Origin of the sequence: Halomonas sp. KHS3, from assembly GCF_000830495.1 — a bacterium.
GTDB classification, from domain to species: domain Bacteria; phylum Pseudomonadota; class Gammaproteobacteria; order Pseudomonadales; family Halomonadaceae; genus Vreelandella; species Vreelandella titanicae.
In genome coordinates this window covers 45905-59977 of the sequence record NZ_JWHY01000001.1, presented here as the reverse complement: position 1 = coordinate 59977, position 14073 = coordinate 45905, and the positions used below count along the sequence as shown (strand labels likewise).

Annotated in this window: 13 protein-coding genes and 1 tRNA gene; 4 read left to right on the top strand and 10 right to left on the bottom strand. The window is 50.8% G+C overall.

All coding sequences use genetic code 11. From position 1 onward, the window contains the following. The first annotated feature begins 75 nt into the window (after positions 1–75). On the top strand, positions 76–1131 hold the full coding sequence (locus RO22_RS00260; RefSeq protein WP_041157483.1) for a substrate-binding domain-containing protein: 1056 nt from the start codon (positions 76–78) through the stop codon (positions 1129–1131). A 138-nt stretch (positions 1132–1269) separates the two neighbouring features. Here RO22_RS00260 and RO22_RS00255 read toward each other — a convergent pair whose 3' ends face one another. The 3 genes from RO22_RS00255 to dctP form a co-directional block, all read right to left on the bottom strand. Beyond that, complete coding sequence (locus RO22_RS00255; RefSeq protein WP_041157252.1) at positions 1270–2553, bottom strand: TRAP transporter large permease; 1284 nt, start codon at positions 2551–2553, stop codon at positions 1270–1272. Beyond that, on the bottom strand, positions 2550–3056 hold the full coding sequence (locus RO22_RS00250) for a TRAP transporter small permease (RefSeq protein ID WP_041157251.1): 507 nt from the start codon (positions 3054–3056) through the stop codon (positions 2550–2552). The genes RO22_RS00255 and RO22_RS00250 overlap by 4 nt, the downstream gene beginning before the upstream one ends. 62 nt (positions 3057–3118) lie before the next feature. After that, positions 3119–4144 carry a TRAP transporter substrate-binding protein DctP gene (gene dctP / locus RO22_RS00245; protein ID WP_041157250.1) on the bottom strand — a complete coding sequence of 342 codons (1026 nt, stop codon included), beginning with the start codon at positions 4142–4144 and terminating at the stop codon, positions 3119–3121. A gap of 555 nt (positions 4145–4699) precedes the next feature. Here dctP and RO22_RS00240 point away from each other — a divergent pair. Continuing rightward, entirely contained in the window at positions 4700–5752 is a 1053-nt protein-coding gene (locus RO22_RS00240) for a GlxA family transcriptional regulator (protein ID WP_041157249.1), read from the top strand. A 99-nt stretch (positions 5753–5851) separates the two neighbouring features. Here RO22_RS00240 and RO22_RS00235 read toward each other — a convergent pair whose 3' ends face one another. The 3 genes from RO22_RS00235 to RO22_RS00225 are packed head-to-tail and all read right to left on the bottom strand — an operon-like array spanning position 5852 to position 8673. Continuing rightward, positions 5852–7114: a TRAP transporter large permease gene (locus RO22_RS00235; protein ID WP_009286144.1), complete on the bottom strand. Its 1263-nt coding sequence runs from the start codon at positions 7112–7114 to the stop codon at positions 5852–5854. Further along, a complete protein-coding gene (locus RO22_RS00230; RefSeq protein ID WP_035539296.1) occupies positions 7111–7608 on the bottom strand; it encodes a TRAP transporter small permease in 498 nt (165 codons plus the stop codon). The genes RO22_RS00235 and RO22_RS00230 overlap by 4 nt, the downstream gene beginning before the upstream one ends. A 27-nt stretch (positions 7609–7635) precedes the next feature. Continuing rightward, positions 7636–8673, bottom strand: a complete 1038-nt coding sequence (locus RO22_RS00225; protein ID WP_027957879.1) for a TRAP transporter substrate-binding protein — start codon at positions 8671–8673, stop codon at positions 7636–7638. A gap of 268 nt (positions 8674–8941) precedes the next feature. Between RO22_RS00225 and RO22_RS00220 the strand changes: the two genes are divergently transcribed. Next, positions 8942–10333, top strand: a complete 1392-nt coding sequence (locus tag RO22_RS00220; RefSeq protein ID WP_041157248.1) for an FAD-binding oxidoreductase — start codon at positions 8942–8944, stop codon at positions 10331–10333. Positions 10334–10347: 14 nt separating this feature from the next. On the opposite strand, the gene RO22_RS00215 is transcribed toward RO22_RS00220, so the two are convergent. Both RO22_RS00215 and RO22_RS00210 read right to left on the bottom strand, forming a co-directional pair. Beyond that, positions 10348–11313 (bottom strand): LysR family transcriptional regulator, encoded by a 966-nt coding sequence (locus RO22_RS00215; protein WP_041157247.1) that lies wholly within the window; start codon positions 11311–11313, stop codon positions 10348–10350. A gap of 107 nt (positions 11314–11420) precedes the next feature. After that, positions 11421–12416: a TRAP transporter substrate-binding protein gene (locus tag RO22_RS00210; protein ID WP_041157246.1), complete on the bottom strand. Its 996-nt coding sequence runs from the start codon at positions 12414–12416 to the stop codon at positions 11421–11423. Positions 12417–12560: 144 nt separating this feature from the next. On the opposite strand from RO22_RS00210, the gene RO22_RS00205 reads away from it, so the two are divergent. Further along, positions 12561–12637: transfer RNA gene (locus tag RO22_RS00205), tRNA-Arg, on the top strand. A gap of 178 nt (positions 12638–12815) precedes the next feature. On the opposite strand, the gene RO22_RS00200 is transcribed toward RO22_RS00205, so the two are convergent. Together RO22_RS00200 and RO22_RS00195 are read right to left on the bottom strand one after the other, a co-directional pair. Continuing rightward, positions 12816–13847, bottom strand: coding sequence for a hypothetical protein (locus tag RO22_RS00200; RefSeq protein ID WP_041157245.1), 1032 nt, complete (start codon positions 13845–13847; stop codon positions 12816–12818). Positions 13848–13852: 5 nt separating this feature from the next. After that, positions 13853–14062 (bottom strand): KTSC domain-containing protein, encoded by a 210-nt coding sequence (locus RO22_RS00195; RefSeq protein WP_041157244.1) that lies wholly within the window; start codon positions 14060–14062, stop codon positions 13853–13855. Positions 14063–14073 lie beyond the last annotated feature (11 nt).

Here is a 14073-nt window from a genome sequence, read left to right as displayed (position 1 = left end):
TTAAAAAGACGTGCATCACGGTTGATCTAACGCTAGCATCAAGTTAATGACTGCAAAATATGAAATTGTATGCCTATGAAACGGATCAAGGTAACGCCCACCTGGTGCTTTAGCGATGAAGATGGGCACCGTCTCGATACCAACCTTCTGCGCCTGCTGGGGGCGGTGCATCGTCATGGCAAGTTGACCCATGCTGCCGAAGAGGCGGGTATTTCCTATCGCCATGCGTGGAATTTACTGCGCCAGGGCGGAGAGTTTTTTGGTGTCACCTTGGTAGAAATGGCGCGTGGGCGAGGGGCGCGGTTATCGCCGCTGGGTGAAAAGCTGCTATGGGCCGAACAACGCGCCACCGCTCGGTTAAGCCCGCAGCTTGATAGCCTGAGCTCAGAGCTTAACCTTGCCATCCAGCAGCACCAGGAAGGCGTGCACCCCGTACTGCGTCTCCACGCCAGCCACGGTTTTGCGATAGAGCTGCTGCCGCAGCATTTGGGGGATCTGCAGCTTGACCTGCAGTACTGCAGCCCTCTGGAAGCGTTGGCGGCGCTTAACCGCAATAGCTGCGATCTGGCGGGTTGCCATCTTCCCCGAGGCGCGGTGGGCGAGAGCATGCGGCGCAAATACCGCCGACTGCTCAAGCCTCGCTATCATCGGCTGGTAGGTTTTATCGCCCGCCAACAGGGGCTAATGGTGGCGCCGGGTAACCCGTTGGGGATTGATGGCGTTGCAGCGCTGGCCGACAGGTCGGCCACGTTTATAAACCGGCAGGCGTCGTCGGGAACCCGGGAGCTTTTGGATGGCCTGCTGGCCGAGGCGGGTATTGCTGCAGCCAAAGTGAACGGTTATGAGATTGAGGAGTACACCCACTCGGCGGTGGCGGCCTATGTAGCGGCGGGAATGGCGGATGCAGGCTTCGGTGTCGAGGCAGCTGCGCAGCGGTTTGGACTTGATTTTGTGCCGCTGGCCACCGAAGACTACTTGCTGGCCTGCCACAAACGCTCCCTGAAAGAGCCTAAATTTGACGACTTTTTGCAAGCGCTGCGCAGCGCTTCCTTCCAGGAGGCGGTGCAGCGCCTGCCGGGTTATAGCCCGAGCCAGTGTGGCTGCGTGATCGAGCTTGCCAGCTTTTTATAAGGTCGCGCTGGTTGGAAGAGTGTCAGAGGTAGCTACGTTGGTGTAAGTATCATGAGTATCGTATTTAAACTATAGGCTCTCTCTTTAGCTAGAGAGGGCCTATAGTTCAGCAATATCATTTAGTGGCTGGCGCTTATCCTAAAAGTTAGTGACCCACAAAATGATGTTGGGAAATAGCGTAAATACTCCTATGGCGCCAAGTAAAATAAGCCAGTAAGGCAAGGAGGCCTTTGCTGCAGATGTTAAATTAACTTCATTTTTAGAAATGGATGATAGGACAAAAAGATTGAGTCCTACGGGCGGCGTTATCATACCGATCTCTATAAGTAGCGTGACAATAATACCGAACCAGATGGGGTCGAACCCTAAGCTTGTGATCATCGGGAAGGTGATGGGGAGAGTCATGAGAAGCAGTGATATGCCATCAAAGAAACAACCTAGCACGATATAGACGATGACGATCATCAGCAGTATGCCATATGGGCCTAGCCCAAAGTTGCCAATCGTTTCGACTGCAGTACGAGGAATGCCTAGTAGGCTGACGGCTTGAGAAAGGATCACTGTACCAATCAAAATCATACCGATAGCGGTAAACATGATCGAGGCGTGCTTAAACGCCTGCCATAGTCTTTTGAAGGTTAAATCACCCCATGTTAAACCTAAAACGATACTGGCCACTACGCCCAAAGCCGCCGACTCCGTAGGCGTCGCGATCCCCAGGTAAATAGTTCCCAGCACGAAGAAAATAAGTACGGGAAGAGGCCATATCTCCTTGAGTCCGGTTATTACGTGCTTGAAGGTCACTTTCTCTTTAAACGTAGGGGTTACTGGCTCGCCAATTTTAGAGCGGATCATGATCCATGTGGAAAAGGCGGCAGCAATGAGCAAGCCTGGCAGCATACCAGCGATAAAGAGTTGGCCGATAGAGACGTTTTGAGTCGCTCCGTAGATGATCAATGCCAAGCTGGGAGGAATGAGAAGCCCAAGGGTGCCCCCTGCAGCTAACGTGCCCACCACTACACTTGGCTTATACCCACGTTTTGTCAGTTCAGGATAGCCAACTGCGCCTATGGCGGCTGCGGTAGAGGTGCTTGACCCGCTAACCGCACCAAACAGCGTGCAGACGGCAATGTTGGTATGGAGTAATTGCCCTGGAACACGCGCGAACAGAGGGGTTAGGCCGTTATAAACGCGTTTTGACACGCCGCTTGCGAGAAGTATTTCACCTAAAAATATGAATAGAGGAACTGCGCTTAGCGTAAAATCCGTTAGCATGTTCCAAGTTGCGTTAATCGCCAAGGGGGTGGCGCCGTTAGCTTGAAAGTGAAGCAGGAGTAGACCCGTAAGCCCCAGCGCCGCCCCTAGGATTGCGCCACTGGTTAAAAATAGAACTAGCGCCCCGCTCAAGAGTAACCAGCTCATATCGCATCCTCCGCTGAGGCAGTGTCTGTCGTGGGCTGTTTAAAACCATGGCTGAGCTGAATCAAGATGCACAGCATCATGGAAAAAGGCATGATTGCCATCCACGGCCATAAGAGAATGCTACTGATATCCGTACGCGAATTGAGCGAGAACGAGAAGTTCATGAAATTCCAGGACTCAAAGGCGAAGATGGCGCAGAACGTGAGTAATACGACGACGCCAATAAAGTCCATTATCCTCGCGATCCCTGCTGGCATCAGGTTGACGAGTATCTCTATGCGTATGTGGCGGCCCTTATTGAGCACATAAGGTAGACAAAGGAAGGTCAATGTTAAGAACAGCAGCCCCGCCAGCTCATCGGAAAAACGCAAAGGATTACCACCCAGATAGCGCATCAAGGTGCTGACGAATATCAGTGCCGTCATTGCGATACCGCTCATAACGCCCAATAGAAAGAAGGCATAGGCGGTATGGTTCAGTACAGTGTTGATTTTTCTCATCATCACGACTAGCTCCAAAAAGAAAGAGCCAATAGGTATTGGCTCTCGATTGGTTTATGTACCCATTACTCTTCGGAGATCGCTTGAGTGACTGTCTCGTAGTAGCGTGTGCCGTCCTCGCCAGCGTTTTCCGCCATGGCTTGCCACGCCTGCCAAGCGGCGTCTACAAAGGTTTCAACGTCATCATCTGAGAAGTCGGGAAGCATGGTGATTCCCAATTCTTTACGCTCTTGACGCGCCTGCGCTTCGCGCTCTGGATCAACAGCAGTGGCGCGGGTCTCGTTCCAAATCTCTTCACCGGCTTCTTCCAGAGCCTGACGTTGGTTGTCGTTGAGGCGGGATAGCGCTTGTTTACTGATACCAAAGAGCCATGGGGAGGCAGCCCAAGGGTGTAAGTAAGACTCGTACTCGGTGACTTCTTGAAGCGAAACGGTGGGGGCCACGGTAGATAAGTAATAGGCACAATCTACAACGCCTGTTTGAAGTGCCATATACATATCGTTTTGCGGAATGACTTGAGCTGAAATGCCCAATAATTCAAAAGTATCCACAAGGTGTCTGGACCAGACGCGGACTTTTTTATCCTCTAGGTCTGCCAAGGAGTGTACCGGCTCTTTGCAGTGCAAACCTACATCGAAAATAGGAGCAACGACGCCACCAACGGTTTGAATATCCCAATCTGAGAAGCCGTCTTCATAGAGTTCCCTGATTACATCAAGAATTTCGTCATGTTGGGAAGATTCCGTAATGGCGCCCTGAGCATATACAGATGCCAAGGCAGGCGCATCACGTGTGTAATATTCACCATACAGTAGTGCCATATCGACCATGCCCTGCTGCAATACTCTCAGCATGTCGGCTTCTTTAAGACCTAAGGCGCCTGCATGGTAGACTTCGATATCAAGCTCGCCATCTGACTTTTCACTCACTAAGCTAGCGAATCTGTTGATCTGCTCTGCTTCAGGGCGAGATTGTGAAAGCCCGCTATGGAATTTCAACGAGATGTTCTCTGCCTGGACACTCCCGATGGTTGTTAAGGACAAAAGAGTCGCAGCGCCCAGAGTAACTTTTTTGCTTTTAGGATTATTCATAAGTTTATTTCTCAGAGGACAGGGGGATGGATTTTCATCTTGAATCAGTTACGACTTTCGAAAAGGTATTTTTTGCGACACTAAGGGCCTAAATAGCGACATTTGATGAACTTTTAAAAAGTACGTGGCGATGGGTATGTTTTTGTTATCTGACGAAGTAAGGCGAGAGGAAGATTCGCGCCGCGGGACGCTAGAGGCTAAGGTTGTGTTAGTAGTAGGCTCATGAGTGAAAATGACAAAGCCATCTCTACCCAGTGCGATATCGAAAAGTTCAGTGAAAGACGACTGATGTAATACTCGATTGGCTAATACGGCTGAAATTCGTACTTTTACTATAAGGTTTTTAAATAATATAACTATTTTTTACTTTTTAACCAGTCACGTAGGGTTCGTGTAAATTGTTCAACTTGATACAAGGTCGGGCAGGTTTTACATGATTGAGTTTGAGGTCTTGTGGTGTTGGTGAATTTTAATAATACTGATTTTAATGTCTTATTTTTCAAATGGCGTGATTTTTGCTTAAAATAACTATAGTTCAAAAAATTGAGGTTCATCATGAAGGATAGATTCTCAAGCATATTGAAAAATAAAAACATGGCTTATATTTCTTCGACTGACTCTTTAGGGGAGCCTAAGATAACAAAAAAAGTAGCTTTTATACTGCTAGAGAATTTTTCAATGATGGCTTTCACTGGCGCTGTGGATGCACTCGTTACAACGAATTTAATGCAATCTACTACGATGTATGAGGTCTTGGTGGTGGGTAGCGAGGCGCCTGCAACGGTTTCTGACTTAGGTATTGAGGTAGCCGCGGATTATTCGTTAGACCAGTTCGATGCTACAAGCCTCAATATTGATGTGTTGATTGTATGCGGTGGCCTGCGTGTACTTCCTAAAACAACCCTCCTACTGCGCAGCAAACTGAGGCATGCTGACAGCAAAGACATGATGTTAGGAGGGTTATGGAACGGTGCCTACTTCCTTGCAGAGGCGGGATTATTGAACGGCTACCAGTGTGCTTATCATCCTGATGGCCGCGCGATGATGGCAGAGCAGTTCTGGGATGTATCGGTATCTAGCCGTAGCTTTATTGTGGATCGTAATCGTATCAGCTGTGCCGGGGCGAGTAGCTCATTGAGCATGATGCTTGAAGTAGTCAGAACTGATTGTGGCAATGAGGTGGTCAATGCAGTTGAAGAGATGCTTAGCTGTGATAAGGGCTTAGACTCCCCAGATATTTCAACGATAGGTGTCGATCAAAACCTCACTCTGCCAGAAAAATTGAAAATATCACTGCAATTGATGAAAAATAATATTGAAGAGCCTTTATCCATATCCGAAATAGCTAATTGGGTCAATATTTCGAGACGCCAATTAGAACGTATGTTTGGTAATTACGTTAATGCTAGCCCTTCTCGATACTATATGGAACTTCGTCTAACGCGTGCGCGTCAGCTTCTTCAGCAAACTAACAAGCCCGTCGCCGAAGTGGCAGTTGCCACCGGTTTTGTGAGTATCTCTCATTTTCGCAGCTGTTTTTTCCAGCTCTTTGAAGTAACACCGGGACAGTTTCGAAAGTTGTGCCAAGCTGGCGAACATTCAATGTGAACTTCTTGTTTGAGTTCAAGATGAATGCACTGAGGCTAGATAAGCGTCACCTTAAAAAGAGAGCCAATAAGGCTCTCTTTAAAAAGTGCAAACGCTGACTTAACCACCCGACCAACCCAACATAATCGGCACGTAAACCACTAACAGCAGCACCCCGATCAGCCCCAGCAGGTAAGGGATGATCGCACGGGTAATGCGCTCCAGCGGTAGCTGGGTGATCGATGAGGCCACATAGAGGTTGATCGCCACCGGCGGGGTAATCATGCCGATGGAGAGCCCCACCACGATAATCAAACCAAAGTGGATCGGATCAATCCCCAACTGCAGCACCAGCGGTAGCAGCACCGGGGTGAGGATAATCAGTGCACTGGCGGTTTCGATAAACACCCCAGTGAGCAGAATGATCCCCACGATCAGCAGCATAATCACGTAAGGGTTGGTAGACAGCGACAACACGGCCTGGGCAATCGCCCCCGGCACTTGCCAGCTAGACAGCGTCCAGCTCAGCACCGCCGACATGGCAATCACCAGCATAATCACCGCGGTGGTCATCGCTGAACGGATCAGCAGCTTATAAATCTGGGGCAGGTTAAGGTCACGATACACAAACAGCGATACCAGCATGGCGTAGTTCACTGCCACCACGGCGGCTTCTGAAGGGGTGAAGATGCCCGAGAAGATACCCCCCAGGATAATCACCGGCGTCATCAAGCCCCAGCTGGCGTCTTTAAAGGTCGTCCAGATGGTTGCCAGCGAGAGCGGTGTGCCTTTGGGGTATTGGCGTTTATAGGCTTGAGCAATGGCAATCGCCATTAACCCTAAACCCATCGCCAGACCCGGTAAAAAACCGTTTAGAAACAGCTTAGAGACCGACTGCTGGGCGATCACCGCGTAGATGATCATCGGCACCGAGGGCGGAATCACCACCCCGATGGTGCCGCTGGCGGCGATCAAGCTGGCTGCTGAGGCCGGGTCATAGCCTTTGCGTTTTAGTTCAGGCACCAGACTGGAACCCACCGCTGCGGTGGTCGCGGCGCCAGAACCGGAGATTGCCGCAAAGAACATGCCCGCCATCACCGAGACCACCGAGAGCCCGCCGCGCATAAAACCGACCAGCGAATCGGCAAAGCTGACCAGCTTCTCGCTCACCTTACCCTGGGCCATTAAATCCCCAGCGAGGATAAACATCGGGATCGCGACCAGGGCAAAGGAGTTGATGCCCTGGAACATCTGCTGGGTGACGACCATCAGCGGCACGCCGGATTGATAGAGCGCATAGAGCGTGCTGGCGCCAATCGCAAAGGCAATTGGCACGCCCAGCAGCATAAACAGGAAGAACAGCCCAAACAGCAGCAGCGTCATAGCGACTCCTCCTGGGGCTGGGAGGTTTCACCGTTAATCAGCAGCTCGATGATATCGACCAGTGCATACCACGCCATAATCGCCGCGCAGATTGGCATCACCGCGTAGACATAGGTCATCGAAAGCCGCAGCGAGGCGGATTTCTGAAAGCTCTGTACCTGCATATAGCGGTAGCCGATAACGATCAGCGTGATCATGAACGCCAGCACCACCAGCAGAGCGGCAAGCCGGGCGATTTGGCGCAGGCGGCCGGGCAGGGCATCCACCACAAAGGTCACGGCAATGTGTCGCCCGCGCTGAAACGCCAAGGTGCCAGCTAAGAAGGTGATCCACACCAACAGAAAGCGGGCGACCTCCTCAGTCCAGCCCACCGCGGTGAATAGCACCCGGGAGACGATCTGCAGGGTAATCACCCCAATCAGCGCCGCCATGCCCGCAAAGACCACGGGCTGTAGAATGGCGTCCAGAAAGCGTTCAGTACGCTGTAGCAACATTACCAATGGATGCGTGTGAGTGGGCACTTACTTCACTTCCTCCTGGATGCGTTGCAGATAGTCACCAAACTGATCACCGTACTTCTCATACACCGGGGCAACGGCTTCCTGGAAGGCGGCGATATCGGGCGACTCATTAATTTCCATGCCTGCCTCAGCTAATTCGGCTAATTGCTCGGCTTCCATGATGGCATTTTGTTCTCGGGCATAGCTAGAAGCTTCGCTGGCGGCATCGAGTACGATCTCCTGAACCTCCTCTTGAAGGCCGTTCCAGGCGGGTAAGCTCATAATGAAGATCGCTGGCGCATAGATATGCCGCGTCATGGTGAGGTAGTCCTGGGTTTCCGCCAGATTAAAGGCATGGATGGCGTTAACCGGGTTTTCCTGACCATCAATCGTGCCTTGTTGCAGGGCGGTCAGCGCTTCTGTCCACGCCATGGGCACGGCATTGGCGCCGAGTTCCCGGAACGTATCCACATAAACCTCGTTCTCGATGACGCGCAGTGTTAGGCCTTCGAGATCCTGGGGCGCATTAATCGCGTGCTGACTATTGGTGATATTGCGAAAGCCGCGCTCAGCAAATGCCAACCCTTTAAGGTTCACATCCTCTAATTTGCCCAGTATTTCCTGGCCGATCTCACCATCCAGCACGGAGTAGGCAGATTCAGCGGAAGGGAAGAGGAAAGGCAGCTCAAATACCGAGAATTCATCAACGAAGTTGGCCACGGGCCCGTTGGTGATCACGCCCATATCGACAGTGCCGATCTGCATGCCTTCCAGAATGGTGCGCTCGTCTCCCAGAGAAGCGTTGGGGAAGATCTCGACAGAGACCGCGCCATCGGTCTGTTCGCTGACTAACTGCTGAAACCGCTCGGCGGCGATATGGTAAGTATCTTCTGTATTTACCACGGTCGCTAAGCGCAGATTGGTAGGCGTTATTTCCTCGGCGTGGGCCATGAGCGGTAAACCAAGCAAGCCAGCGCATAGCAATGTCAAGTTTAACTGTTTGAATTTACTTGTATAACAGGATGCGGCGTGAGCGGTGAAGCGGGCGTTGTGATTCACATTATCTCCTAGTGGTGGCTGTTCTTATTGTCTTATTGGGCTTCATCTATATCACATCGAACTAACAGGGCAAATTACTTATTTTCATTCCACTATTCGCGATAATAATCCAAAAAATCTTTATAGATCTGGGGCTTGAGAGTGGTGATAGTTAGCGCTAGCCTGCAAACATTACGATTGATTAAATGCCTTGGAAGGCCATTGTAAGGCTTAGTCGATGGCTAAGTCTTGCTACCCATGGCAACGCCAGCTAAAACAGGAATAACCAATGGACAAGTTGCTTAACGACCTAGTAGCGGTAGTCGGCCCAGAAGGCGTGCTGCTCGGTGAAGATGTCTCCCAGCGTAGCGTCGACTGGTTTACCGGGGCGCCCTGTCGTGCCAAAGCCATTGTAAGGCCCCGCAACACCGAACAGCTTAGCAAAGTCATGGCCTTATGCTATCAGGCCGACCAGCTGGTGGTGACCCATGGTGGCATGACCGGCATTGTGCACGGTGGGGAAGCCAGCCCTGAGGAACTGGTGGTTTCCTTGGAACTGATGAACCAGATCGAAGAGATCGACCTGGTCGGCTCTACGATTCAGGTTCAGGCCGGGGTGACGCTCCAGCGTGTACAAGAAGCCGCGGCGGAGATCGATATGCAATTTCCGCTCGATCTTGGCGCCCGGGGCTCGTGCACCATTGGCGGTAATATTGCCACCAATGCAGGCGGCATACGGGTTATTCGCTACGGCATGATGCGCCAGCAAGTGCTGGGGCTGGAAGCCGTACTCAGCGACGGCACCGTGGTCAGCTCGCTGAACAAAATGCTCAAGAATAATGCTGGCTACGACCTCAAACACCTATTTATCGGTAGCGAAGGCACGCTGGGTATCGTCACCCGCGCAGTGCTCCGGCTGCAGCCACATATGCCCAGCGAGCAAACCGCGCTGGTCGCAGTGCCCTCCTTCGATGCCTTGACCCAGCTGTTACGTAGGGTCTCCCAAGAGCTCGCCAATAGCCTTAGCGCCTTCGAGGCATTATGGAATAGCCACTACAAGCTGGTGACCACCGAGAGCGGCAAGCACGCGCCCCCGCTGGCCGACGACTCGCCTTTCTACGCGATCATCGAAACCCTGGGGCTAGATGACGCCCAGGATGCAGAGCATTTCTCTGAGATTCTGCAAAAGGCGATGGAAGACGGCTTGATCACCGATGCCGTGCTAGCCAGTTCCGGTGCCCAGCGCCAGGGCATCTGGGCGATCCGAGAGGATATCGAAGTGCTGGTGCACCAGCTGAAGCCGATGTTCTCCTATGATATCAGCCTGCCGATTCCCCATATGGACGCGTACGTCGATACCCTGGAGCAAAACCTCAAGGCGCAGTTTCCCCAAACAGGTAAAATGATCGTGTTCGGCCATCTTGGCGATGGCAACCTGCACATCATGATCACGGTGCGCGACGACAGCTCGCAAAGCCGCCGCCAAGTGGAGCAGTTGGTTTACTCGCCCCTGAAAGAGTACGGCGGCTCGATATCTGCCGAGCACGGCATTGGTCTCGAAAAACGCGATTACCTCAGTATTTCCCGCTCCAGCGAGGAGATCGCTTTAATGAAGCGCATGAAGGTCGCTCTGGATCCCAAGCTGTTGTTGAATCGAGGCAAAGTCGTGGCGGTGGAGTGAGTTTGGCGGTTTGATTAAGGGTCGCCCAGGGCGGAGGGGGCTGGTGTCATCAGCTCCCGGGTTAATTGCCGCAACCAGTGTATGCCAGGATCGTGATCCTTCCTTTCATCCCAGCACAGGCAGACTTTGAACGCCGGTACGTCCAGGGGCAGAGCGTAGAACTTCAAGCTATTGTTGCGGCAAATGACCCTGGCCGCGCTCTCTGTCACCACGCAAAGCAGTGCTGTGGATGCCAATATCTCCTGCAGTGGATTGATGTAGGGCGTCTTGGCGACGATTTTCCGCTCTAACCCCAGCTCCCTCAGTTTTTCATTAATTAACAGCGGGCTGTCTTCACGATGGGACAAAGCGACCTGGGGGGAGTTTAAAAACGCCTCAAGGGTAATGGCGCTACTCTCGCCATGAAATGTCGCATCACCCACACAGCCAATCACATCGTCAAACAGGTACTCATGATGAGAGGTGAGCGGCAAGGTTTCGAACTGCACCACCGCCAAGTCGATATCGTGCTCTTGAAGGACTTGCTGGGCACCTTCTGCACTTGCGATGCGCGTGGAGAGCATGTTGAAACACAAATCTGGCGCGTGTTCCAAGCAGTGCTGAATCAGCTTGGGTTGTAGCTGTTGGCTGACATAGTCCACCAAACTGACCCGAAACTCCCGCTTTGATGTGGCAGGTGAAAACTCGTTACTACTGTGAACTGCCTGATCAAGATAGAACAGCCCTTTGGCTACGGCGGCATCCATCTGCCGGGCAAGCGGGGTCGGTTGCATGCCCTCCAACGTCTTGGTGAAAAGCGGGTCGTCCATTAACAGGCGGAGTTTTTTCAGCGAGTGGCTGACGGCCGGTTGCGTCAGGCAGAGCGCTTGTGCGGTGAGCGTCAAACTCCTTTTCCAATACAGCGTGTGAAAAACCAATAGTAAATTGAGATTTATCTTATTGAGCCTGTTCGCCAGCTTCGTATGGGTGGTGTCAGCCATCAGGCGTGTCTCTTGGTTGGAAGGGCCGTTCCGGCGTGGGAACAGCCCTCAGCCACTGCTGTAAAAGCACTGTATCTAATGTCGGGCTTGCCTCGATGGGAAGCGAATTACTTGAGCGCTTCCTGAATGCGCGGCAGGTAATCACCGAACTGTTCGCCGTACTTCTCATACACCGGCGCGACAGCGGCTTGGAAGGCCTCCATATCTGGATCGTCGTTGATCTCCATGCCCGCATCGCGCAGGGCCTGCAGCTGTTCGCTTTCCATCTCTGCGTTTACTTGGCGCTCATGCTCCGCGGCTTCCTGTGCCGCCGCTAGCAGTACCTCTTGGGCGTTTTCAGGCAGTTGGTTCCAGGCGGGCATACCCATCACAAAAATCGCCGGGGCGTAGGTGTGGCGGGAAAGGGTCATGTAGTTCTGGGTTTCATCCAAGTTGAACGAGTGAATCACGTTCACCGGGTTCTCCTGGCCGTCGATGGTGCCTTGCTGCATGGCGGTGAGCGCCTCTGTCCACGCCATGGGAATCGCGTTGGCGCCCAGCTCACGGAAGGTGTCAGTGTAGACCGGGTTCTCCATCACGCGGATGCGCAGGCCGTCCAGATCTTCCGGCGAGTTTACGGCACGCTCGCTGTTGGTCAGGTTGCGGAAACCGCGTTCGGCGTAGGCCATGCCTTTCAGGTTCACCTCAGAAAGCTTATCGAGCAGCTCCTGGCCAATCGGGCCATCGAGCACTTCGTAAGCGGCTTCCGGGGAGGGGAACAGGAACGGCAGTTCGAATACCGCCATCTCTTCGACAAAGTTGGCCACCGGGCCGTTGGTGATCACGCCCATATCCACGGTGCCGATCTGCATGCCTTCCAGCAGCGTGCGTTCGTCACCCAAGGTGGCGTTGGGGTAAATTTCGATATCCACCTTGCCGTCGGTGCGCTCTTCCACCAGCTCTTCAAATTTGGTGGCGGCGATGTGGAAACCATCCTGCTCATTGACCACGTGGGCCAGGCGCAGGGTGACGGGATCCATATCAGCAAAATCAGCGGCGTTCGCGGCGCTCACCAGCGCCAGTGAGACGCCCAGGGCCAGCGTGCTACGTGCAAATGTTTTCATATTATTGTGTTCCCAATGGACTAAGGTGCAGAAGTGCTCCCAAAGCATGCACCACACCAGGGAAAACGGTCAATTGACTAAAGGTACTCAAGCGCCATACGGCTGGACACAGCGCCCCTGCACAGTTACGATACGCACCCACAAGCGCCCGTAGCTCAGTTGGATAGAGTATCGGCCTCCGAAGCCGAGGGTCGCAGGTTCAAATCCTGCCGGGCGCGCCAAACATCAGAAAAGGGGCCTGCGAGAAATCGTGGGCCTCTTTTTGGTTATGATGCGTATTCCAAGATTAACAATAGGAAATGACGCGATCGGTTGTTCAAGGATAATAGGTATTAACCTGTTGTTGATCCCAGATGCTTGAAAATAAAAGCTATCTTGGGTTTTTATTGGTTTTTTAAGTTATATATTTTTAATATCTTGCTCGATAAGTTTGTATTTTTCTTTTACTTCATCGCCGAAATAGAAATCTAAAAGATCTTTTTTTGATAATGTCCCATCAGACAAGAATTTGGTCAAAAATTTCATATTAAAATCCATCATCAACATGCTTTTTTCAAGTTGGTAAAGGATTTTATTATTGTTATCGATATTTGATTTCACTAATTTTTTTATAGAGGAAGCATCGTTTATATCTTTGATTAATCGGTTAACTATTATTTTTAATAATTCTTTGTCAGGTTCGAGTGTTTGCGAGTTTATAGCTATATCTCTGGAGAGCATATAGGCAATTATCAAACTCGTATAATCGCCCTTTTGGGAGTCGACAATAGCTACAAATCCTATCTCCGGAATAAAGCGAACATTCTGTATTTCACGCAACAAAACGCCATCAACTGAGGAAATGTCAAGCACTAACAGACCTATTTTTCCATCTCTATTAGCTTGAGCTTCTATTAGTTGACTCCACACAGTGTCTGTCTTGTTAGTAAATACTTCTTTGTCTTTGATATCCCCAAGTCGAATATTTTTGTCAAATTTGCATTCAATTACTATCTTAAGGTCGTCACGCCCATTGACATGACAGACAATATCACCGGTTTTGTTTTTATTTATAAGACCTTGAGACCCTCCCGTTAAAAAAACTTCATCTTTAAGATTGTTATCGCGAAAATATTTGGACAAAAAATCAGCTATGTCTTCTTCTGCAGCAACACCTTTTAGAGATGATTTATAAAATATCTCTTGCTTCATATCAAAAATGAGCTTCAAGCTTTCTAGCTCAGTGCCCAGTTCGTTAGATGTTTTTGCTAAAAAAGCTGACATCCTGTCTTCCATAAGTGCTAGTATTCCAATATATATTGCTTTGGTCAGCTTTTCGTCTCTATCTGCCGCTGGAAGTTTGTTGAAATACTCAAAAACGACTTGGTTTTCCAGTTCGAATTCATTTATTTCAACTCTCATTTTCTTCTGTGATAAAGAAACTATTCCCATAAGGTTTACACCTTGCTATAGCTATACTGACCTTTAATATTTGAAGCCAAATAACCTCCATGGGATGCTGCAGACATTATCCCATCGTATATATTTTTAGGAATATTGTAATATTGATAAACGCTCCCATTTAGAAACTCTATCTCAAGGGTTTCACTGTCGGCATCATATCCTATAGATGCAATATTGCTAGATTCAACTTGTACCTTGTCCATACTTTTCACCT